Origin of the sequence: Vibrio azureus, assembly GCF_002849855.1 — a bacterium.
GTDB classification, from domain to species: domain Bacteria; phylum Pseudomonadota; class Gammaproteobacteria; order Enterobacterales; family Vibrionaceae; genus Vibrio; species Vibrio azureus.
This window is the reverse complement of sequence record NZ_CP018616.1, coordinates 598,076-620,827: the sequence shown is the minus strand read 5'-3', so window position 1 is coordinate 620,827 and position 22,752 is coordinate 598,076. Positions and strand designations below refer to the sequence as shown.

Here is a 22,752-nt window from a genome sequence, read left to right as displayed (position 1 = left end):
TCTGTAAAGCAATCATTTTGTAAAACCCACGTTCAAACCCATAACTTTTAAACAGCTAACGATTAAAATAGTGTGCCATCCCTATTTTTCTACACTGTATTCTGGCTAAATTATGACTTTATACCCAAGTGACTTCAAGATGCTTGATTCAGAGCGAGGTCACTGAGCCGAATTCAAGGAAGACGACGAAGCGGAATAGCAGGCTCTTTCTTATTTTTGTAAGAAGAACGGTTGTCTGACGCAAGAAGCCAGCTCAGTGACACACTCCCAAAGGTCGAGCGACCTTAACTTTCAAATCCATTAATTTGAAGCCAATTGTCGAGGTAAACAATACTTCACTTGGTTATCTAACTGAGATAAAGCAGCTTGAAAGTGTATCTATTTAAACTGCGTGTATTAAGTTCTATTAAGCTTTTATCAAGAAACTTTGGAGTGCTGGCATTATAGAGTGGCGGCTATTTTGAGCCTGAACCAGAGATAATCATCTGCCGATCATCTAAACCTGAAGCAGTTAAATCAGTGAGTGAAAATGTTATATCCAGTGACCTCAAGATGCTTGATTCAGAGCGAGATCACTGAGCCAAATTCAAGGAAGACAACGAAGCGGAATAAAATAGGAATAGCAGGCTCTTGCTTATTTTTGTAAGAAGAACGGTTGTCTGACGCAAGAAGCCAGCTCAGTGACACACTCCCAAAGGTCGAGCGACCTTAGTCACTTGGATATACAACAAAGCCTGCATGAATCGCAGGCTTAGATAAGATTGGTTTGTTTTTGTCATTTAATCATCAAATGACATTTATTTATCGATGCTATCGCTTATAAGCTCTTGTTGCATATAAATCGCTCTTTCTCTATCAACGACAAGCGACAAACATTGATATTAGGCTTTCATCGCCGTTACTTTTACTGCATCAGCAATGGTGCGGTAGTTTGGTGACAGTTTTTGTACGCTAGCAATCACTTCATCAAATTCAGCTTGAGTCGCATCGCCTTTCACGTCAAAGTGGAACTGGATTTCATCAAAGCCTACTGGTGCTTCTTCGCTTACGTCTAGGAAACCACGTAGGTCAAGATTGCCCTTGATCGTTAGGTTTACAGAGTCAAGTTTGATACCACGTGCACTTGCTCCAGCAACAAAACCAACCATCATACAACCTGCCATACCACCTAGTAGGTAATCTTGTGGTGTTGGGTAAGCGTTGTTACCCAGTAGCTCTTCTGGCTCGCCGACTTGGAAGCGAAAATCTTTCACGATTTCTTTACCGCCAACTTTTTGATTGAGCGTACGAATTTCGCTGTGTACGCCACCTTTCCATTCTGCAACAATGCCGTATTCTGAAATAGCTTGTGCCGGTTCATTGGTAACGATTTCTGTGTAAGCTGCAAGGTCATTAAGTTTGATGCCATTTAGGGGTGCGTTTGCCATGAGATTTTCCTTTAAATTTTTATGATGACGCTGATGCCTAATATGATTGCTTATTCGTTTGAATCTGCATCAGTCGCTTTATTTTTGTTATTTATCTATTTCGCTTTTATCGCGGCTTCCCCACCCTTTTGGAGGAAGCCACACACGTTGTGATTACTGGTTACGACCTGCCATTACACCGCCGTCAACATTCAGTACCGTACCTGTTGTCCAAGACGCTTTGTCTGACAGTAAGTACTCAATCGCGTTTGCAACATCTTCTGTTGAACCAATGCGGCCAATTGGGTGGAATTCATTGAAGCCTTTCAGTGTTGATTCAATTTCTTCTTCTGCGATGAAAGATTTGTAAATCGTTGACATCACAACAGCAGGAGCAACTGCATTCACTCGTACGCCGTGCTCGCCCAGTTCAATCGCTAGGTTTTTAGTTAGAGCATGCAAACCTGCTTTTTGCATTGAGTAAGCAGATGAAGGCGTTGCTTTAATCGCTTGGTGTGCCCACATAGAGCCGATGTTGACGATAGCACCGCCACCGTGTTGTTTCATGTTCTTCGCTACTGCTTGAGTGATAAAGAAGAAAGCACGGTTCATATCAAGTTGTAGGTCGTAGTCACGCTCTGAATGCTCAAGGAAATCAACAGGCTTGAAGAAGCCAGCCGCGTTAACCAAGTAACCAATGTGGCGTTGTTCTGCATTCAATTGTTCAATAAAGCTTTGCACTGCAGCTGGGTCGTAAAGGTCAACTTGAGCAGTCTCAACTTGGCCGTTAGTTTTTGCTTCAAGGTCTTGTTTCGCTTCAGCCAGGTTTTGTGCGTCATGAGACAGAATCATCACTGGTACACCGCCGTTAAGAAGGCGTTCAGCGGTAGCTTTACCCATACCAGAAGAGCCGCCAACGATAAGTGCAATTGAAGAAGTATTAAACATATTGAATCCTTACTCTACCTTCTAGTAGATAGTTATTAATTTTCTAAAAAAGGAGTGTTTGCGTTCTCACTCCCTGTCTGTGGTTGTTACTTTATGATCCTTGATGAATGACGTCAACAATTTTTTCTACCTATTGATAGGTAAAGATCAAAAAAATAAGAAAAAATAATTAATAATCAATGACTTAATGCATTTATTTTTTTAACTCATATTGAGTGGACTTTATATTTAGTAATCTCAAGATACTGTCTTCAATGAGATTAACTCTGAATTTATACTCTATTAGCCTTAAGAAGCTTGATTCTTAGCTAGTGGCCTAGACTCTGAGACTTTGTTAACGATATAGCTGATTAAAAATAAAATGATTAATATTTATGCATCAAAGGCCGAGTCAGAACACATAAAAATCCATCTCCTCTTATATACAATAAATCCTTACCTCTTTATTATTTGGTGTCGGAAATCATTCATATAAACATAACCTAGATTTCTCTTATATTAGTTTAATAATATTAGGCTAGGCCATAATTTTATTTGTACTTGAGGCTTACTGTGAAAAGAAAAATTTTAACTTTATTACTGACAACGTCACCGCTTATTTTCTCGTTTAATGTAAACGCTAATCCATCAAATACTAAGCATCATATTTATCCAAACCGCAATGTAGAACCTATTTGTGTCAACCCAAGTAAGTATAAATTCCAACCGCTAGAAAACCAAAGCGCTTCGCTTAACACTAATTTTCACAATTCTATTTCTTGGAATGGCACACCAAAGTCAGGGTTTGATTACATCGAAATATCACAACAACAATTTGAGGAATGGTCCTCTCAATGTGATGAGGGCTTTCATCTAGAAGGCTATATTCCAAGCTTATATAATTTAAGTCTATTTAAAATTATAGACTCCCCTAATGGTGCCATTTTTGCTAAAGGTGAACCTTCTCTGGTTTGTAAAGACAGCTCGATGAGGGTTTGCGACACCACCTTTCGTATCTTTAACATTATGGAAATGCTGAGTAAACAAACGGGTAATCGTTCAGTTGGAACATGGATGGAGAAAGAGAGGTATCAATACACCATTAATGTACTAGATCAGGAAGAAACGACTCAGAATCATATTGATCACCAACAAAAGGTCATCAACATCGGCCTACAATCGCTGAATGAAACATATTTAACCACAGAGGGAGAAGAAGTGAAGTTTACTCTTCAACGTCTCGTTGTGAGTCAAGTTGTACAAGCTGCTCTTGCCGATAATGAAGATAATCCAATCATTATTGAACAGACAAATCAACTTCTAAGCCACCTAGGTTATAGTGACAAACCAAGAAGAGAATAAGAGACGTAAATAGTTTGAGGCTATAGTCACATACAACGTAAGCCTTCGAAAGTAACGATACCCAAGTAAGCTCAGTATACTTGGGTATAAAATACAGCGAATGCTCTGCGATAAAATTGAGTGACTACCACTCGCTCAACGTTTCAACATTCACTTTTGCGCCTTTCGTTAACATCGCAAAGTTTGTGTTTGGTAATAGATCGCGAGGGTAATGGAGAGTGATAACATTGTCTGATTTATCTTGGATACAAGATGAAACACCATCAATACCAATGTCACCTTTCACTGCTAGGTTATCGCTTAGAGTTTGAGGGATGTCAATGGATACAGAAAAACCATTATCATTCTCTTCGACTTGTGTGACAAGTGCTGTACCCTGAATGTTTCCGGTTAACGCTCCACGACCAATGATTTCACCAAATTCAGGGTGAATCTCAAGGTTAACTTGATCTCCTTCTTTTAAATCACCCAATGTTGTGGCTCCTAGGGCGCGGTCAAGATCCAGATCAAAGTAAACAACATCTCCTGCAATACGTACCACGGTCAAAGAGACGCCATTGACCAACATGACAGTATCTTTCTCAATAGATTGAATCATTCCTTCAGGAAATACAATACCATGCCTTTGACCATCTTGGCTTTTTGATATTGATTTAATTACACCACAACCTTGAATAATGCCTTTAAACATATGAATGTCTCCTTTATTAGGCTGTCACTGTTATGAACAGTAGCTAACTTACCGAGTCGAGAAAATTTTAGTTGATGAAATTTAAAATACTCAGGGTAAGGATATTTCTTCCTTATCCCTCACAATGTTTGGAAAAATCTAGCGAAAAATCGACCTTGAAATTTCAAAAATACTCTCTAAATTTTATGCTAGGAAATGTGTATTTAAACAACCCTCAAAGACTGAGGCACACCTATAAAGCCCTCCCCCTAAATAAACCTTGAGGTCACTTGCGTATAAATATGAGAGTACGTCTCCAGTTACCAAAGTTTTGTGCTAAGTTAAATCATTTGCGTTAGATTTGGAGATGCATCATTGGAGCACATTCATGAGTTACTTATAGCAATGAAGCCGTTACTGGAACAATACGGCTACCTTGCTTTGATTGTGAGTATTGCCCTTGAAGGTATTGGTATTCCCATGCCGGGCCAATCACTAATGATAGCGGCGTCAATACTTTCTTCAGATCATGTAATGGACTTGAGCGTCGTTATTGTGGTTTCGTGGTTCAGTTGCTTCTTTGGTAACACATGCGGTTACCTGATTGGGTATCACTTTGAAAGTTGGCTAGATAAAAAAGGTGATATATCCGGTCCCAAAATGCAAAAACTTCAACACATCATAAAAAAGTACGGCCCAGCTTGTCTGATTATCAGTCGCTTTATTGAAGGAATGAAGCAGTTTATGCCACTTGCCTGTGGTGTTGCTAAAATGCCACGTAAAGAATTTTTAATTGGTAATGCCATCGCGACAACTATTTGGGTGTGTGTCTTCAGCCTATTAACGCACTTTGCTTTTGAGCACCTTAACGTATTTAGTCAGTTCTATAATCACCACCGCTATACTGTTTGGACTTGTGCAGCATTACTTTTTGCATTGCTTATTTTGTTCTTACTGAAACATAAGCAAGCCAACTCTGGTAGTTGAAGGCATTTTATACTGTTCAATGTAGGCCGATAAGGTGTGCACTTAAGATATGCAACAAAAAATAATAGCCATTTAGACGTCTAGACATTGACAATGGCTTTTCGTCCGATTAGTCTGCACACCTTATTTTCGATTATGCTGTTGTTTACATGTCCGGTTCTAAAAACTCTCAATCTGCGGTTGTCCCATCTGCCACTGCACTGCTTCCTTTGCTGCTTTTTTTATGTCTATTCATTGGTATCGGTACTTACCTATCTGCACAAGGTGTAGATTTTGCGTTTTATCAAGTGCCATCACCAATAGCCGCTCTACCTGCAGTACTTTTGGCAATGCTGTTAAGTAAAGATCGACTAAATCAAACGATTGAGCACTTTATGCGTGGTGTCGGCCATCCTGATATCATTGCAATGTGCATGATCTATTTGTTAGCTGGGGCATTTGCTGCAGTGACAAAAGCATCAGGAGGGGTGGACGCGACGGTAAACTTGGGCTTATCAGCGATTCCAACCAGTCTTATCTTGCCTGGTATTTTTTTATTTCTGCCTTTATCGCTACCTCAATGGGTACCTCGATGGGCACCATTGCCGCTGTTGCTCCTGTGGCGTTAGGCATTGCGGAGTCAGCAGAAATGAACCTTCCTATCACAGCTGGCGTGGTCTTAAGTGGGGCCATGTTTGGTGATAATCTGTCGATCATTTCTGATACTACAATCGCTGCGACACGCTCTCAAGGCTGTGCAATGAGAGATAAATTTAAAGAGAATATCTTTATTGCCTTACCAGCCGCACTGATTTCAATTATTGTGTTCTCTTTTTATAGTAATGCAGCTCAACCACCTAGTACGGAAGCTATTGAATGGGTTAAAGTCCTTCCTTATATAACAATATTAGTTCTTGCACTTTCCGGCCTCAATGTCTTTGTGGTACTCACCAGTGGTATTTTTCTCGCTGGTGTCATTAGCCTTTTTTACACCCCTCATTATGGCATGACTGATTTCGCTCAAGATATCTATACTGGCTTTGGCAACATGCAAGAGATCTTCTTACTGTCAATGCTGATTGGCGGATTAAGTGAATTGATGCGACGTCAAGGTGGCTTAGCCTTTTTAACTCAATTAGTCAGCCGTGTTATTCTTCGTTTTGGTGCTCATCATTCCGGTACAGCAAACACTCAAGCAAGCGAATTAGGTATCGCTGGGCTAGTTTCAATGGTCAATGTCTGTACCGCGAATAACACGGTTGCGATTGTTGTTTCTGGTCAGGTCGCCAGAGAATTAGCGCAAGACAACAACGTCACACCTCGTCGTGCCGCAAGCCTCTTAGATATATTTTCTTGTGTGGTGCAAGGGCTACTTCCTTACGGTGCACAAGTGCTGTTATTAGGGTCTGTATTTAAGCTGTCACCTTTGGAAGTGATTAGTCACTCTTATTACTGTTATGCCTTAATGATTTCCGCGATCATTGCTGTGTTTGTTAAACATTCTTCACGTCAAACGGTGACAGAGGCAAAGTAGTAAGAAAGTATCGCTAAGAGACGACCACTACGTACACGGCTATCGGCGCTCTCCTCCTTGTTTAATGACAAAATAGGGAGGAGACAAGATGGCTTAACTCAACACCGAAGTTATCCATAAAAATCATCAACACATACATTTCTCTCTTGCTCCGACAGGCTTCCAGAAACTTGATTATAATTTATTTATCAACACCTTAACTTAACCAGCTTTAATTAAAAACTGTAACTAAGCTCACACAAACGTCGCCAAAACTTAGATCTCTAAACTAATGCACCTGCCGGGAGATGGATTACATTGTTGCCCTATTTGTTTTTTGGGAGCAATTTATGCAATCACTATCGAGTCATGCCTCTCTGTTCAAACTGCTACTCAGTGGAATGTTTATCTCATCATCCGTTCACTGTGCAACAGAACAAGGCCAAAATCACATCAGCGCTGATCATATTTATTTTGGCGGCGATATTCTCACGATGACGACAGAACAGCCTCAATATGCTCAAGCGATTGTAACAAAGGGAGAAAAGATCCTCTACGTGGGCACTCATGAAGAGGCGATGACTTATCAAACAGAAAATACCCTACTCACCGATTTAGAAGGGAAAACATTATTGCCCGGCTTTGTCGATCCGCATAGCCACCTTTATGGGGTCGGGCTCCAAGCAATGGTTGCTAATCTATTGCCACCTCCCGATGGTGGAGCCAACAATGTCGAAAAAGTGATACACATCCTCAAATCAGCCAATGGCAACGAGACACAACGGTTATTTATCGATAAAACCGGTTGGATTTTAGGTTTTGGTTACGATGATGCACAACTTGATCGCTATCCTACGAAAGAGGATCTCGATAAAGTCAGTACTGAACGTCCTGTACTTATTATCCACACTTCTGGACATTTGAGTGTCGCTAACAGCAAAGCACTCGAGATTTCTGGTATCAACGCTGATTCACCAAATCCTCCTGGTGGCATCATTCGTCGTAAAGAAGGCAGCCAAGAACCAAATGGTATTTTGGAGGAAAACGCCCACTTTGCGGTACTTTTCCACTTAGCAACAATAATTGATAGTGAGTTGCAAGATAAAATGCTGGAAGCGGCACAAACGATGTATACCCGCTTTGGTTACACAACGGCGCAAGAAGGGCGAGCCACCATTGAAAGTTATCAGGCGATAAAAAGAGCGTCTGAAAATGATCGTTTGTTGATTGATGTCGTTGCCTACCCTGATATGGTCTCAAGCAGTCACTTCATGGACTCTCCATACCATTCAAATGATTACAATAAACATTTTCGTATCGGGGGGGTAAAACTTAACTTTGATGGTTCACCACAAGGTAAAACCGCATGGCTGACCCAACCTTATTTTCATCCTCCCCATGGCCACAACGACGATTATGCCGGTTATTCGACTTTTGAAGATCAACAAGCATATCAATACGTGGAAACGGCTTTTAGCCACGATTGGCAAGTACTCGTTCATGCCAACGGTGATGCGGCCATTGATCAGTTAATCAGGTCGGTTGAACATGCTAACAAAAAGCTAGGTCAACAAGACCGCAGACCCGTTTTAATCCACGGGCAAACATTACGTCACGATCAAATCACACGTCTTGGTCAACTCGGTATTTTCCCTTCACTGTTTCCTATGCATACTTTCTATTGGGGAGATTGGCATGCGGAATCTGTTTTAGGCCAACCGAGAGCGGCTTTCATTTCTCCAACTCAAGCAGTGAAAAATGCAGGACTGATGTTCAGTACCCATCATGACGCCCCGGTTGCTTTACCTAACGCGTTCAGAGTGCTTGATGCCACAGTAAATAGAACCACTCGCAGCAATAAAATACTCGGCCCCGATCAAAGAGTAGACGTTTATACCGCACTTCAAGCTATGACAATATGGCCAGCTTATCAGCATTTTGAAGAAGAGAGTAAAGGCAGTTTAACGACAGGAAAGAATGCTGATTTGATTATATTGGATAAAAATCCACTTAAAATATCACCCTCAAACTTAAAAGATCTTAAGGTTGAAACAACCATCAGCCGAGGTCAGGTCGTTTATCAAAGATAGCCTTAGTTTACATCTCGGCCGCTGTTTTCTTAGTGGCTGAGATGCCTTTCTTTTTCAAGACCTATAAACGGACATTCCGCCCAATAGCCAACAAATAGACAATTTAATCAATTAGATAAAGACATTAAACCCACCAGCAAAATACCTCTAATGTTGTGCTAAATGTCACACAAAAAAAACAACAACACCAAAAAAATTAACATTACCATCACAAACCAATTAATGTGTTGCTTGAACTACAATCAGAAACGTTCACAACAAGGAAGTGATAATGCAGTCAATCGTTGACTATTTAAATGGCTTTATCTGGAGCCCAGTTCTTATTTATTTATGCCTCGGCGCTGGCCTTTTTTACTCCGTGACCACCCGTTTTGTCCAACTTCGCCATTTCTTTGAAATGTGGCATCTGTTACTTTCAGGTAAGAGCTCTCAAGAAGGGATTTCATCTTTTCAAGCCCTCGCCGTCTCTTTGTCTGGTCGTGTTGGCACCGGAAATATTGCTGGTGTTGCAGCTGCAATTGGATTTGGTGGCCCAGGCGCCATATTCTGGATGTGGACAGTGGCCTTTTTAGGTGCCGCTACAGCCTATGCCGAGTCCACACTGGCACAAATATACAAAGAAAATGATAACGGCGAATTCCGGGGAGGTCCGGCGTATTATTTAGAAAAAGCGATGGGACAAAAGTGGTATGCATGGATATTCGCTATCGCTACCACCATTGCTTGCGGAGTATTGCTGCCCAGCGTTCAAGCCAATAGCATCGGCAACGCGGTAGAAGCGGCTTTTGGTTCAGGGGAAATGGTTGAAACCGCGATCGGTACTTTTAGCTTTGCCAAAATACTGACGGGGACACTTCTGTGTATTTTGCTGTCTTTCATTATTTTTGGCGGTGTTAAGCGCATTGCTAACTTCACTCAGGTTGTCGTGCCGTTTATGGCATTAGCTTATATTATCTCTGCCTTTGTGATCATTTTACTCAATATCGGAGAAATTCCTCGGATCATTCATTTGATCCTTAATGATGCTTTCACCCCTATGGCTGGAGCGGGAGCAGCAATTGGCTGGGGAGTAAAACGGGGTATCTATTCTAACGAAGCAGGACAAGGGACAGGCCCCCATGCAGCAGCAGCGGCCAATGTAGCTCACCCTGCACAACAAGGCTTAGTACAAGCATTTTCAATTTATATTGACACATTACTCGTGTGTTCAGCGACTGCTTTTATGATTCTTATCACAGGAGCTTACAACGTCCAAGGAGCTGTTGAAGGCGCTTTTTTAGTGCAAAATCTACCCGCAGATATCAGTGCAAATGGACCTCGGTTCACGCAAATTGCCATCGAAACCGCCCTGCCTGGCGTCGGTAAAATGTTTATTGCCATTGCCTTGTTCTTCTTTGCCTTCACTTCTATTTTGGCTTATTACTACATTGCAGAAACCAATTTGGCCTACTTACGACGAAATCTCAAAGCCAATGGCTTCATGTTTATCTTAAAGTTAATGACCCTGTCTGCAGTCTTCTATGGCACGGTCAAAACAGCAGAGCTAGCATGGGCAATGGGCGATTTAGGGGCAGGCTTAATGGCCTGGCTCAATGTCGTTGGTATCTTAATCATCTTTTTCATGGCCAAACCCGCTCTCATTGCATTAAAAGATTATGAACAGCAACAAAAACGTGGGGTTAAGAATTATATCTTTGACCCGGTTGCGCTTGGAATAAAGGGAGCAACCTACTGGGAAGAACAATGTAAACTGAACAAGGCAGAAGAATCGCTCTCAGAGAAGACAACGGTTAACAAGCGATATGCTGTCGAGCAAGATGGAACTAAATCACCAGGTTTAACTCCACCGATGAATTAACTCAATACCGACTGTAAAAAGCCTCGGTAGACAGTTCACCAATAAGAGTCTATTAATTTAAATCCTCTTACTCAAAAGCAAACAAAAAGATGAACAAAAAAGGGTTAGCCAATGCTAACCCTTTTTCATGCTGTTCTGATTTTAACGAGGTGTTATTTCTTTTCACCGATAGGTAAAATCGTACGGCCGTACTCGTTATTAAGTACTTGCGCCATTGCGAAGTAAATCGCGCTTGCACCACAGAAGATACCTTCAAAACCAGCGATAGTGCCGATAAGCGCGCTACCAGTGAAGTCACGAGCTGCAAGCAAGAAGAAGAGAATCGTTAGCGTCGCGAATACCACTTGTTTTGCCACTGGGTAGCAAAGTGAGCCAATAAACATGAAACCAGTAAATACACCCCATAACAATAAGTACCACGCCAAGAAGTTTGCTGGGCTTGCAGGGAATCCCATATGAGGCATCACAAGAAGGCCAACCAATGTAAGCCAGAATAGGCCGTATGAAGTGAAGGCTGTAGTACCAAATGTATCGCCGCGCTTAAAGCACATAATGCCAACAATCACTTGGCTAAGACCACCATAAAAAATACCCATTGCAAGAATCATTGAGTCAAGTGGGAAGAATCCTGCATTATGGATATTAAGCAGAATCGTGGTCATACCGAAACCCATTAGACCTAAAGGCGCTGGGTTAGCCAGTTTAGTAGACATATCTCGTACCTGTTTTCAAAAAAAGTTGATAAAAATTGCGCGCGAATTTTAATCGACCCCATCACAAAATCAAAAAGCCGTTTTCGAAAACTTAGATTTCACTAAACAAGCAAAAAAAAGACTCTGCATAAAACAGAGCCTTATCTCATCAACTTACGATTTAAATAGAATGTTAACTACTGACAAGAGATTTCATCCCAGAACCAGTTGCTCGCAGTTGGTGTGTCCCATACTCCCGGGCCGTTCTTTGCGATAAAACATTTATTTTGATAAATCACTTTCTCACCATCGGCAACTTGGCTTTGACCTGGTACCCACTCAATAAATGTGCCAGAAACAGGTGGTGTTGGTTCTTGAACAGGAGGCTGCACAACAGGTGCTTCTGAAACTAACTGCCATGGCCCACCTAGACTAGGATCATCCCCTTGCGTCCACCATTTAGCCTGATAGATCGCACCTTGATATGACACTTTATCTCCATCATTATAAATTTTACCCGCATCCCAAGCAGCAATGCCATCGACTGGTGGATCAACAGGGTCAACCGGACCTAATTCCTCAACAACTCGTACCTCAGGCCAACCAGCATGAGATTGATAGAAGTTAGTCACACACTTTTCATAATCTCCACCAACCAAAGCAGAGTAAGCCGTTTGAAACCCAACCAGCTCACATTCGAAAGAATGGCCACCTGGGCGATCTGCGTAATACTTCCAGTTACCATCCCAGTTAGTGTAAAGCACGTCTGTTGCACCATTCAGGTTCAAGCTTCCATAAGGAGTCTGTTGCCAGCACGTATTAACTTCATCTGCTTCAACTGGGATTTGATAATGAGCGGATAGCCCTTCCCAATAACGAATGCGGTTGACTGGCTGGCCTTTGTCTTTATTTTGCTCACCACATTCAATACCACCGTTTATTACGTTGATGGTGGTGCCAAAGCCATAGCCAATACCTGCGTCAATTTCACGCTGTGATGGAACCCAAGTTCGGTCGATAACATGCAACATGGCAGGTTTGGGAGCTTGTGGGGTTAAGAAAAACCAGATAGCTGAAGCAAGGTTTAACCAAGAATCGGCCACTAAACCAGGGTTCTTTAATAATACCGACGCATCTCCATCAAACATCACTTCGGAAAAAGCACCGTAGTTAAAGTGGTAAGAAAGCTGTTTTGCGCCTCGGCCAAAATAGCCTTGCCCCGGCTCACAAGGCCAACGTTTGTTTTGCCAATCGTTCTGACCACAGCCAGTTGTATAACCCTCCTGACCTTCAGACCAACCCATTTCTCGCACATGCACCAAAGCTTGTTGCCATTCTTCTAGCCCTTGTGGGTTATCCGAAACGTTATCGACTGCGATATGCCCACCTGTTTCTTGAGCAAAGTGTGCGAAAGCCGTCACAATTGACTTTTTACAAATCGCATCTGAATTACGACCATCTGTGTACTCTCCGCAAAAGGCTGGGAATTTACCAATCGCACGTAAGAAACGAGTATAGGTATATTCTGGCGCGGCCATTTGAGTTAAGAAATCCCATTCACTTTCAGGAAACACACGTTCAACACGCTTGACGTTTTCTGGGTTACTTGCAGCGCCAGGCAAAATGGCTTCTACGATGGTATTGGAACGTGTCTCTAATGCCTGAGACCAAATCGCATACATAGGATCAGCGGTTTTACTTTGCTCCATAGCTTGTATGTCAGCACGAGCAACGACATAACCATTTGGGTTATCTGGATCAGGTTGGATATTCATACTGGCGTGAGCTTGTGCCATAAAAATACAGCTTAGCGCTAAGGACAAATGCTTGAATGCGAACATGTCTGGTCTCCGTATTTAACAATACAAAATAAAGTGGTTTACCAGACTTATAGTGAACGATATACGGAATGTAGAATGTGACCCTGCATATATTCTGCGAGAGACCCTACATTTAAAATTTCCAATACTTAATAATCGTCACAAAATAATACTTTTGATGATTGAGTTTGAACGGCAGCTTCAGTATTTATTCGAGAGTTGCCCCCTCGCTTCGTCAAAAAAACCAGCCCGAAGGCTGGTTGTTATTTTGATATGACTAACAGGGTATTATTCCCATTCGATTGTCGCTGGTGGCTTGCCAGAGATGTCGTAAACCACGCGAGAAATACCGTCAACTTCGTTAATGATTCGGTTAGAAACCTTACCTAAGAAGTCGTATGGTAGATGTGCCCAATGCGCAGTCATAAAGTCGATCGTTTCTACCGCACGTAAAGATACAACCCAATCGTACTTACGACCATCGCCCATGACACCAACAGAACGAACAGGTAGGAATACCGTGAACGCTTGAGATACTTTGTTGTATAGGTCTGCAGCGTGTAGTTCTTCAATGAAGATAGCGTCTGCACGACGTAGCAAGTCACAGTACTCTTTCTTGATTTCACCAAGAACACGAACACCTAGACCTGGACCTGGGAATGGGTGGCGGTAAAGCATGTTGTACGGAAGACCAAGCTCTAGACCGATTTTACGAACTTCATCTTTGAACAGCTCACGTAGTGGCTCAACAAGCCCCATTTCCATATCATCTGGAAGACCGCCCACATTGTGGTGTGATTTGATTACGTGCGCTTTACCCGTCTTAGATGCAGCAGATTCGATAACGTCTGGGTAAATCGTACCTTGAGCTAGCCATTTCGCGTTTTTCAGCTTCTTAGACTCTTCATCGAATACGTCTACAAACACGTGGCCGATTGTCTTACGCTTATCTTCTGGATCCGCTTTGCCTTCTAGTGCATTTAGGAAACGTTCTTCTGCGTCAACTTTGATGATGTTCAGGCCGAACTTGTCGCCAAACATATCCATAACTTGTTGACCTTCGTTTAGGCGAAGCAAACCGTTATCTACAAATACACACGTTAGCTTGTCGCCGATTGCACGGTGAACCAACATAGCGACTACCGATGAATCAACACCGCCAGATAGACCTAGGATAACTTCGTCGTCACCCACTTGCTCTTTAATACGAGCAACCGCGTCTTCGATGATAGATTCAGAAGTCCATAGACGCTCACAACCACATACGCCAAGAACGAAGTTCTCTAGCATTTGTAGGCCGCCTTTCGTGTGCGTTACTTCTGGGTGGAACTGAACACCGTAGTATTTCTTCTCTTCGTTCGCCATCGCAGCGTATGGACATGTATCTGTCTCACCAACTTTTACGAAGTCTGCAGGAATTTCTACCACTTTGTCACCGTGGCTCATCCACACATCTTGAGTCAGCTCAAGATCTTTAAATAGTGCAGATTCACCAGACACTTTAACTTGTGCGTAGCCAAATTCACGTTCTGTCGAACCCGCTACTTTACCCCCTAGCTGCTCAGCCATGGTTTGCATGCCGTAACACACACCAAGCACTGGCACACCAGAGTCAAATACGTATTGAGGAGCGCGTGGAGAATTGTCTTCCGTTACGCTTTCTGGGCCACCAGATAGGATGATACCGTCTGGATTGAATTCACGAATATCCGCTTCTTCAACGTCCCAGCTCCACAGTTCACAGTAAACACCGATTTCACGTACACGGCGTGCTACTAGCTGAGTGTACTGAGAGCCGAAGTCCAAGATCAGAATACGTTGGTCATGAATATTTTTAGTCATTTTGAGCAGTCTTATAAGCTAGTTGTAAAAATGGAGGTGATAGGCTCACCTCTTATTTATGCTTTAGGAAAAGTAGAACTTACTTCCCGGTCTAGATAATTGTTTTTATAACAGTATCTCGCTTAACAGCATCGGCTTGATAAGCGAATTTACTGGTCAGATTAACCTAGACGGTAGTTAGGTGCTTCCTTGGTAATTTGAACGTCGTGCACATGAGATTCTTTCATTCCCGCTCCAGAGATACGGACAAATTCAGCTTTGGTACGCATGTCTTCAATCGTTGCAGAGCCAGTCAGGCCCATACTTGAACGAAGACCACCCATCTGCTGGTGTACGATCTCTTTTAAGCGACCTTTGTATGCAATACGACCTTCGATACCTTCTGGTACTAACTTGTCTGCTGCGTTGTCAGACTGGAAGTAACGGTCAGATGAACCTTGAGACATAGCACCAAGAGAACCCATACCACGGTAGGCTTTGTAAGAACGACCGTTGTACAGAATGACTTCACCAGGCGCTTCTTCTGTCCCTGCGAACATCGAACCCACCATCACACATGATGCGCCGGCAACAATGGCTTTACAGATATCACCAGAGAAACGGATACCGCCGTCAGCGATAACTGGAATGCCGAATGAGTTCGCCACTTCTGCTGCGTCTGCGATTGCTGTTACTTGAGGAACACCAACGCCCGTTACGATACGAGTAGTACAGATTGAACCAGGGCCGATACCCACTTTCACTGCGCTAACACCCGCTTCGATAAGTGCTTTAGCCCCCGCTCCTGTCGCAACGTTACCGCCGATGATGTCTAGATCTGGGTAAGCAGCGCGAGTTTCGCGGATGCGGTTTAGTACACCTTCAGAGTGACCGTGAGAAGAGTCAATTAGCAGAACGTCAACGCCAGCTTCAACCAAAGCGGCAACACGTTCTTCGTTACCAGCACCTGCACCAACGGCTGCGCCAACACGTAGACGACCGCGCTCATCTTTACATGCGTTTGGTTTACGTTCTGCTTTGTGGAAGTCTTTCGCAGTGATCATACCGGTTAGTTGGAACTCATCGTTTACCACCAATACTTTCTCAACGCGCGCTTCGTGCATTTTCTCTTGAACTTCTTCGCGAGTTGCCCCTTCATTAACCGCAGCAAGACTTTCTTTTGCAGTCATCACAGAAGACACTTTCTTCGCAAGATCAGTCACAAAACGCACATCTCGACCCGTAATGATACCAACCAATTCATTGTTCTCAGCCACGACTGGGAAACCAGCAAATCCATGTTTTTCAGTCAATTCAACGACATCAGCAATGGTTGCATCTGGGTGAACGGTAATAGGATCCGTCACAACACCAGACTCAAATTTCTTAACTTTACGAACTTCAGCGGCTTGCTGCTCAATAGACATGTTCTTGTGGATAAAGCCAATGCCACCTTCCTGCGCGAGCGCGATGGCCAAACGAGCTTCCGTTACAGTATCCATCGAGGCAGAAATCATAGGGATGTTCAAACGAATATTTTTCGTTAGCTGAGTGCGAAGATCAGCGGTATTAGGGAGAACAGTGGAGTGAGCTGGCACGAGTAGTACGTCATCGAATGTCAGCGCTTCTTTGGCAATTCTTAGCATTTGCAATATCTCACAATTAGAGGAGTAAAAAGAAAAATCCAATCTCATCGTTTCGCATAATGAGGGTAACTTTTTTTGTTTGTTAGCTACATTTGGATTAGATATTGCGGAGGGAGTATACGTTTATGCTGACGACTTTGCTAGATTTTTTTTAATTTTTTTCTTGCATTTACCCCCTTGCTATGTATTATATTGCCGCTAATTTCCATACTCACGTCCACGAGATTAGCTGTGCTCACCCAAAGCAATAAAAACATCTTCACTGTTTCTCGTCTTAATGCCGAAGTACGTCTTTTACTCGAAAACGAAATGGGAATTATTTGGCTGGTCGGTGAAATATCTAACTTTTCTGCGCCTGTCTCTGGCCACTGGTATCTGACACTCAAAGACTCACGTGCTCAAGTAAAATGCGCCATGTTTCGTGGTAACAATCGCCGAGTCACTTTTAAGCCCGTCAACGGTAATCAAGTTTTAGTCAAAGCTCGTCTCTCTCTGTATGAACCACGTGGTGATTATCAGTTAATCATTGAGAGTATGCAGCCTGAGGGTGATGGCCGCCTACAGCAAGAGTTCGAAGCACTAAAAATGACCTTGGCTGGCGAAGGCTTGTTTGCTCAAACCAACAAAAAGCCCCTACCGGAACACCCAAGACAAGTTGGCGTGATCACCTCGAAAACCGGGGCTGCTCTCTTCGACATTCTAGATGTATTAAAACGCCGAGATCCCTCACTGCCTGTCGTGGTTTATCCAACCATGGTGCAAGGTGAGGAAGCTGCCATTCAAATTGCTCAAGCCATTGGCCGTGCTAACAGCCGCAATGAATGCGATGTCCTCATTGTCGGAAGAGGTGGTGGTTCTTTAGAAGATCTATGGTGCTTTAATAACGAAATTCTTGCTCGTACTATTGCTGCGAGTAGTATTCCGATCATCAGTGCTGTGGGCCACGAGGTCGACGTTACCATTGCCGATTTCGTTGCAGATATGCGAGCACCGACACCTTCAGCCGCAGCAGAACTCGTCAGCAGAGACAATAGCCATAAAGATCAAGCCTTAATGACGCGTTCGCATAAGCTGGCCAGTGCAATGCGTCACTATCTGTCAGGATTGAAGCAGAAAACACAACAACAAATGCATCGTCTTGAGCGCCAGCACCCTAACCACCAACTGCAACGCCAAACGCAACAACTGGATGAACTCGATGTACGTCTACAGCGTGCTATCCAGCGCTTGATTACCTCTCAACAGCAAAAATTAGAACGAAAACAACACCGTTTAGCACTAGTTTCTCCTGTCACTCGCTTAGCTGAGCAACAAGCAAAACTTGCTCATACAGAACAAAAACTGGTTGATGCTATGCAACGTCAATTACTGACGACTCGCCATCAACTGGCAATAGCAGCAGAAAAGCTCGATACTGTGAGCCCTCTAGCCACCCTCAAACGTGGTTATTCAATCACTCAGACTCAGCAAGGAAACGTTGTCACTCAAACCTCCGATGTGAAGTCTGGGGATGTGTTAGTCACTCGCTTATCTGATGGCGAACTGCATTCTACCGTACAATAATCCACCACTATAGTTTACCTAAGCCAGCCTGTTTTGGGCTAACACAGCTTAATAAAAACTAGGGAAATAGATATCTAGATAAATCTGATATCTTGTTTTTGAACAAGTTTTATTGGCGTATTTTCTGCAATTGAAATCGAACACGTGATTTCGATTTAAGTTCATTACAGTGATGACAAAAATAGCTGGCAGCACCACAAGCTTGAAGCTTCTCCAGTTCTGCATCGCAGTCTGGGCAAAAAGCGACTTTTTTATAATCTAACTCGCATAAACTACAACGATAATGACCTTTCCAGACCAATTCGTTAGTACAAATGGGACAAATGTCTGATGCCATGATCTTATCCTTTCCATCGTAATTTCTTAACGAGTATCAACCACTTTCGATGGCTCAACCTTGATCTGCATCACATCTCTTCGTCATTAAAGATCGTCTAATATATAAAAGATCATTAAGCCGATCTTCGGATATTACCTCAATGATCAGCGATCACCCCTAAAAAGAATATTTATATAACCACATACCGAAAGCATAAGTTACATGTTCTGCATTTCAATTTTAAAAAGAATAAAAAACTAAAATTGTATTAAAATAAAACTCAAACAGGATTTAATAAAAATAAAATCCATTATCTTTGCGGAACTACATGGGTATGCATTTCAATTGTCTGTGTGTCTTGCATCAATAAACGCACCTTGACCGACTCGATTTCGTTTAAATGCGTAATGTGCGTTCCACCGCAAGGAATAACAGCCGTACTCTCTTCCCCTAAATCACATTCCCAGTAGCGAGAATCCGTTAATGCTTCGCCATGACACTGGATAGATACTGGAACTTTTCTCTGTATCCAACCTTTTAGCAGTAGATTCACCTGATTTTCGATACTTTCCAAATCATTGACAACTTCTGCGCTATTCAAGCCTCGTTTACGTAACGTTTTACCCAAACGATAGGTATCTAAACATTTATCTGGTGTAACAAAACTGGTTTCTTGGGCATAGCTATTAAAATCATAATTGCCATGTGGGTCCTTACGATCGGCATCTTTGCGCCAGTAGTTCTGTGCCAACACCTTATTCAGAGCCAAATAAGCGATGTGCCCTGCACTGTGACCGCGGCTTAACGATAGTTGAAACTCTTTATCCACTTGCAATGAAACCACATCACCGACGACTACAGCCTCTGTCCATGACAATACGTGCACGACGACAAAGACCCAGCCTTGTGTATCACGTTTGACTGGTATCGCTTGACCGACATGCAATGCCCCACTCGCCAGCTCTATCGCCCCCACTTGGCAATCAATAACATCTAACTTTTTGCCGTTGATCATCAATGAGCCCCTATCCGCTGGGTGATCTGGCCAAATATGACTGACAGGGTGAAATGGCGTCGTTTCAGTAATAACGTAGGTCATATCTGTTGTTGATTGAACTTGTTGTACTGTGGTTTCTAACTGCCACATTTGATGACAAAAACGAATCTTAGTTGCTGTAATTGACATATTTTTCATAAACTCAAGACAAAAAAATACCCAAGCCGAAGACTTGGGTATAGAAAAAAGAATGGTTATTTATTGCGATTTTTCACCGCTGACATCATACGCTTACGTTTACGCTCTTGAGATAGCGTCAGTTTATTCGTGCGATTCTCATACGGGTTATCACTGTTCTGGAAGTTAATACGGATAGGCGTACCCATAATTTCCAAAGACTTACGGAAGTAGTTCATTAGGTAGCGTTTGTAAGAGTCCGGAAGGTCACGAACCATGTTACCGTGAATCACGACAATTGGTGGGTTGTAACCACCCGCATGAGCATACTTCAGTTTGATACGACGACCACGAACCATTGGTGGTTGGTGATCATCTGTAGCCATCTTCATAATACGCGTCAGAACAGAGGTACCGACACGTGTTGTTGCCGACTTATAAGCCTCTTGAATCGATTCGAATAAGTGACCAACTCCTGTACCATGAAGGGCAGAGATAAAGTGAATACGAGCAAAATCAACGAAACCTAGACGACGGTCGAGCTCTTTCTTAACACTTTCTTTGACGTCGTTATCCAATCCATCCCATTTGTTGACAGCAAGAACAATAGAACGACCTGCATTTAATGCAAAACCAAGTAGGCTCAAGTCTTGATCTGAGATGTTTTCACGCGCATCGATAACAAGTAATACCACGTTCGCATCTTCTACCGCTTTAAGTGTTTTGACTACCGAGAACTTCTCTACTGTCTCGTTAATACGTCCACGGCGACGAACACCAGCAGTATCAATTAGAACATATTCGCGTCCATCACGTTCCATTGGAATATAAATGGAGTCACGCGTTGTTCCAGGCATGTCATACACAACCACACGCTCTTCACCAAGAATACGGTTGGTTAATGTGGATTTACCCACGTTCGGACGACCTATAATTGCCAGCTTAATCGGTTGATCTTGCAAACGCTGCAACTCTGCTTCAGCATCTTCTTCTGAATATTCCTCTGCAGCAAGTTCCTCGTCTTCAAACTCAGTGAGGTCTTCCACTTCACCATCAGGTGCTTCATTCGCCAACAGGTCTTCAAAGAAGGGCGCTAAAGCACGCTCAAGCAAAGCAGTAACACCACGTCCGTGCGCTGCTGCAATGTGGTACATATCATCGACGCCTAGCTGCCAAAAGTCAGCACAAGCAGCATCAACATCAATACCATCAATTTTGTTTACCACCAGCATTGCCGGCTTTTCAATTTTTCTCAAGTGAGCAGCAATCGCTTGATCGGCAGGCGTTAAACCAGCACGGCCATCAACCAAAAACAAAACCACATCAGCCTCATCGATTGCGGCCAATGACTGCTCTGCCATTTTGGTTTCTACACCTTCTTCTGTGCCATCAATACCACCGGTATCAATAACAATGAATTCATGCTCTTCACCAAGGCGAGCTTGGCCATATTTACGGTCTCGCGTTAGGCCTGGGAAATCCGCAACTAGCGCATCACGAGTGCGAGTCAATCGGTTAAATAGCGTAGATTTACCTACGTTCGGACGCCCAACAAGGGCAACAACAGGTACCATAACAACCTCTACAATAATCTTTCTTCTGTAGTTATAGGTAACGACTTGTCTAATGCCAAATTAAACCAGCTTTTTACCTATAACCACGTCAGGAATAACGGTTAATAAATATAATTTCCAACAACAAAACGGCCCCTAAACTGTCACCAGCCAGGAGCCGAATGTGAATTATATCACGATATTATTCGTTGATGCTCAGTTTCTTTACATCACCATTACGAGTAGTAATCACATAGCCGTCAGACAAGGCAACTGGTCCAACAGCAAAACCACTGTCATTGACAAATTGTTGAGCCACAAACTCACCTGTCGCGCGATCTATCCAATGTAAATAACCTAAACTGTCACCGACGACAAGGAAACGGTCAATCACTACAGGAGCCGTCAGCTGGCGGTTTTCCAGCTTAGCGTTTTGCCAAAGCTCTGTACCACTTCGTGCATCAACGGCTGCAATATGATCTTTCTCTGTGATGACAAAAATGCGTTGACCATCTGTAGCCAAGTCATTTGCAGATGAATAATTTCGTTTCCAAATTGGATTAGCCGAACGCAGATCAATTGCAATTAACTGTCCATTATAGCCAACCGTGAAGAGGGTGCCGCCCAAAATCAAAGGCGATGAGTCAACATCAACCAATCGATCGATTTCAGTTGCGCCCTTTGGTGTTCCAACCGGCTGTTGCCAAATCAACTGACCACGCTCTACGATCGCAGCAGCCAAACGACCATTAGCGGTCCCCCAGAACACGCCACCACCAATCGCAACAGGAGTGCTATCACCACGTAAAGTTAAGTTCGGCACTTCCGTACTGAGCGCCCAGCGTTCCTTACCTGAACTCTCATCTAGAGCGACAAGAATACCTTGGCTGGTATTAACAATGATCAGCCCTGAGTCAGAAATCGGTTTTGCGAGCACTTCACCACTGACTTTAACCCGCCAGATAACTTCTCCAGATTCTTGGTCCAAGGCAATCACATCGCCATTTTCAGAACCAATATATAGGTTTCCATAGGCAGCAGTCACACCACCTGACAGTCGAGCAATATCATTTTCGTCTAAATCGGCTTGCCATTTAGGTTTGCCGGTTTCTGAATCCAACGCTTTCACCAAACCGTCACGACTTGCGATAAACAAGGTATCATCAACGACAGTTGGAGATAACTTAGAAAAATAGTGTCCTACCCCATCGGCAGAAGTAGACCATTGCGTACTAGGGACAAATTGACTCTCAACCTGAGGCAGTGGTGCCATAATGATGGTGTCTTCTTCGCTTGCACAACCCGCCAATATCGCGACACTTACCGCTCCCAACAAGGCTCTTTTAAAGGCTTTTTTCATCCAATACGGTCC

Annotated in this window: 16 protein-coding genes and 1 pseudogene; 6 read left to right on the top strand and 11 right to left on the bottom strand. The window is 43.1% G+C overall.

Going from position 1 to position 22,752, the window contains the following annotated elements; translation table 11 throughout:
- Positions 1-881 precede the first annotated feature (881 nt).
- Positions 882-1,427 carry an OsmC family protein gene (locus BS333_RS02945; protein ID WP_021708263.1) on the bottom strand — a complete coding sequence of 182 codons (546 nt, stop codon included), beginning with the start codon at positions 1,425-1,427 and terminating at the stop codon, positions 882-884.
- A gap of 153 nt (positions 1,428-1,580) precedes the next feature.
- Positions 1,581-2,354, bottom strand: a complete 774-nt coding sequence (locus BS333_RS02940; RefSeq protein WP_021710170.1) for an SDR family NAD(P)-dependent oxidoreductase — start codon at positions 2,352-2,354, stop codon at positions 1,581-1,583.
- Between the two features lie 552 nt (positions 2,355-2,906).
- Here BS333_RS02940 and BS333_RS02935 point away from each other — a divergent pair.
- Positions 2,907-3,695, top strand: a complete 789-nt coding sequence (locus BS333_RS02935; RefSeq protein ID WP_021710171.1) for a hypothetical protein — start codon at positions 2,907-2,909, stop codon at positions 3,693-3,695.
- A 124-nt stretch (positions 3,696-3,819) separates the two neighbouring features.
- Here BS333_RS02935 and BS333_RS02930 read toward each other — a convergent pair whose 3' ends face one another.
- On the bottom strand, positions 3,820-4,386 hold the full coding sequence (locus tag BS333_RS02930) for a riboflavin synthase (protein ID WP_021710172.1): 567 nt from the start codon (positions 4,384-4,386) through the stop codon (positions 3,820-3,822).
- A 378-nt stretch (positions 4,387-4,764) separates the two neighbouring features.
- Here BS333_RS02930 and BS333_RS02925 point away from each other — a divergent pair, with 378 nt between their 5' ends.
- From BS333_RS02925 to BS333_RS02910, 4 genes and pseudogenes are all read left to right on the top strand, one after another.
- Positions 4,765-5,352 carry a DedA family protein gene (locus BS333_RS02925; RefSeq protein WP_033003922.1) on the top strand — a complete coding sequence of 196 codons (588 nt, stop codon included), beginning with the start codon at positions 4,765-4,767 and terminating at the stop codon, positions 5,350-5,352.
- Between the two features lie 149 nt (positions 5,353-5,501).
- Positions 5,502-6,865, top strand: a pseudogene (locus BS333_RS02920) (Na+/H+ antiporter NhaC family protein).
- A 329-nt stretch (positions 6,866-7,194) separates the two neighbouring features.
- Complete coding sequence (locus tag BS333_RS02915; protein ID WP_021710175.1) at positions 7,195-8,934, top strand: amidohydrolase; 1,740 nt, start codon at positions 7,195-7,197, stop codon at positions 8,932-8,934.
- A 271-nt stretch (positions 8,935-9,205) separates the two neighbouring features.
- Complete coding sequence (locus tag BS333_RS02910) at positions 9,206-10,792, top strand: alanine/glycine:cation symporter family protein (RefSeq protein WP_021710176.1); 1,587 nt, start codon at positions 9,206-9,208, stop codon at positions 10,790-10,792.
- A gap of 152 nt (positions 10,793-10,944) precedes the next feature.
- On the opposite strand, the gene BS333_RS02905 is transcribed toward BS333_RS02910, so the two are convergent.
- The 4 genes from BS333_RS02905 to guaB form a co-directional block, all read right to left on the bottom strand.
- Positions 10,945-11,505, bottom strand: coding sequence for an acetate uptake transporter (locus BS333_RS02905; RefSeq protein ID WP_021710177.1), 561 nt, complete (start codon positions 11,503-11,505; stop codon positions 10,945-10,947).
- Positions 11,506-11,681: 176 nt separating this feature from the next.
- Positions 11,682-13,325, bottom strand: a complete 1,644-nt coding sequence (locus BS333_RS02900) for a chitinase (RefSeq protein WP_021710178.1) — start codon at positions 13,323-13,325, stop codon at positions 11,682-11,684.
- Between the two features lie 267 nt (positions 13,326-13,592).
- Positions 13,593-15,146, bottom strand: coding sequence for a glutamine-hydrolyzing GMP synthase (gene guaA, locus BS333_RS02895; protein WP_021710179.1), 1,554 nt, complete (start codon positions 15,144-15,146; stop codon positions 13,593-13,595).
- A 161-nt stretch (positions 15,147-15,307) separates the two neighbouring features.
- Entirely contained in the window at positions 15,308-16,771 is a 1,464-nt protein-coding gene (guaB, locus tag BS333_RS02890; RefSeq protein WP_021710180.1) for an IMP dehydrogenase, read from the bottom strand.
- 231 nt (positions 16,772-17,002) lie between these two features.
- Between guaB and xseA the strand changes: the two genes are divergently transcribed.
- Entirely contained in the window at positions 17,003-18,334 is a 1,332-nt protein-coding gene (gene xseA / locus BS333_RS02885) for an exodeoxyribonuclease VII large subunit (RefSeq protein ID WP_021710181.1), read from the top strand.
- 109 nt (positions 18,335-18,443) lie between these two features.
- Here xseA and BS333_RS02880 read toward each other — a convergent pair whose 3' ends face one another.
- The 4 genes from BS333_RS02880 to bamB all read right to left on the bottom strand — a co-directional run bounded on the left by BS333_RS02880 (position 18,444) and on the right by bamB (position 22,740).
- Positions 18,444-18,671, bottom strand: a complete 228-nt coding sequence (locus BS333_RS02880) for a zinc ribbon domain-containing protein (RefSeq protein ID WP_021710182.1) — start codon at positions 18,669-18,671, stop codon at positions 18,444-18,446.
- Between the two features lie 292 nt (positions 18,672-18,963).
- The gene (locus tag BS333_RS02875) at positions 18,964-19,839 is read right to left on the bottom strand and encodes a metal-dependent hydrolase (RefSeq protein ID WP_033003917.1); all 876 of its coding nucleotides are present in this window, start codon (positions 19,837-19,839) and stop codon (positions 18,964-18,966) included.
- A gap of 65 nt (positions 19,840-19,904) precedes the next feature.
- A complete protein-coding gene (gene der, locus BS333_RS02870) occupies positions 19,905-21,401 on the bottom strand; it encodes a ribosome biogenesis GTPase Der (RefSeq protein ID WP_021710184.1) in 1,497 nt (498 codons plus the stop codon).
- 181 nt (positions 21,402-21,582) lie between these two features.
- Positions 21,583-22,740, bottom strand: coding sequence for an outer membrane protein assembly factor BamB (bamB, locus tag BS333_RS02865; protein ID WP_021710185.1), 1,158 nt, complete (start codon positions 22,738-22,740; stop codon positions 21,583-21,585).
- Positions 22,741-22,752 lie beyond the last annotated feature (12 nt).

What these genes read in the sequence shown, in the direction of transcription:
- BS333_RS02945 (WP_021708263.1), bottom strand. Translation starts at nt 1,427, where the DNA reads ATGGCAAACGCACCCCTAAATGGCATCAAACTTAATGACCTTGCAGCT.
- BS333_RS02940 (WP_021710170.1), bottom strand. Translation starts at nt 2,354, where the DNA reads ATGTTTAATACTTCTTCAATTGCACTTATCGTTGGCGGCTCTTCTGGT.
- BS333_RS02930 (WP_021710172.1), bottom strand. Translation starts at nt 4,386, where the DNA reads ATGTTTAAAGGCATTATTCAAGGTTGTGGTGTAATTAAATCAATATCA.
- BS333_RS02915 (WP_021710175.1), top strand. Translation starts at nt 7,195, where the DNA reads ATGCAATCACTATCGAGTCATGCCTCTCTGTTCAAACTGCTACTCAGT.
- BS333_RS02910 (WP_021710176.1), top strand. Translation starts at nt 9,206, where the DNA reads ATGCAGTCAATCGTTGACTATTTAAATGGCTTTATCTGGAGCCCAGTT.
- BS333_RS02905 (WP_021710177.1), bottom strand. Translation starts at nt 11,505, where the DNA reads ATGTCTACTAAACTGGCTAACCCAGCGCCTTTAGGTCTAATGGGTTTC.
- BS333_RS02900 (WP_021710178.1), bottom strand. Translation starts at nt 13,325, where the DNA reads ATGTTCGCATTCAAGCATTTGTCCTTAGCGCTAAGCTGTATTTTTATG.
- guaA (WP_021710179.1), bottom strand. Translation starts at nt 15,146, where the DNA reads ATGACTAAAAATATTCATGACCAACGTATTCTGATCTTGGACTTCGGC.
- guaB (WP_021710180.1), bottom strand. Translation starts at nt 16,771, where the DNA reads ATGCTAAGAATTGCCAAAGAAGCGCTGACATTCGATGACGTACTACTC.
- BS333_RS02880 (WP_021710182.1), bottom strand. Translation starts at nt 18,671, where the DNA reads ATGGCATCAGACATTTGTCCCATTTGTACTAACGAATTGGTCTGGAAA.
- BS333_RS02875 (WP_033003917.1), bottom strand. Translation starts at nt 19,839, where the DNA reads ATGTCAATTACAGCAACTAAGATTCGTTTTTGTCATCAAATGTGGCAG.
- der (WP_021710184.1), bottom strand. Translation starts at nt 21,401, where the DNA reads ATGGTACCTGTTGTTGCCCTTGTTGGGCGTCCGAACGTAGGTAAATCT.
- bamB (WP_021710185.1), bottom strand. Translation starts at nt 22,740, where the DNA reads ATGAAAAAAGCCTTTAAAAGAGCCTTGTTGGGAGCGGTAAGTGTCGCG.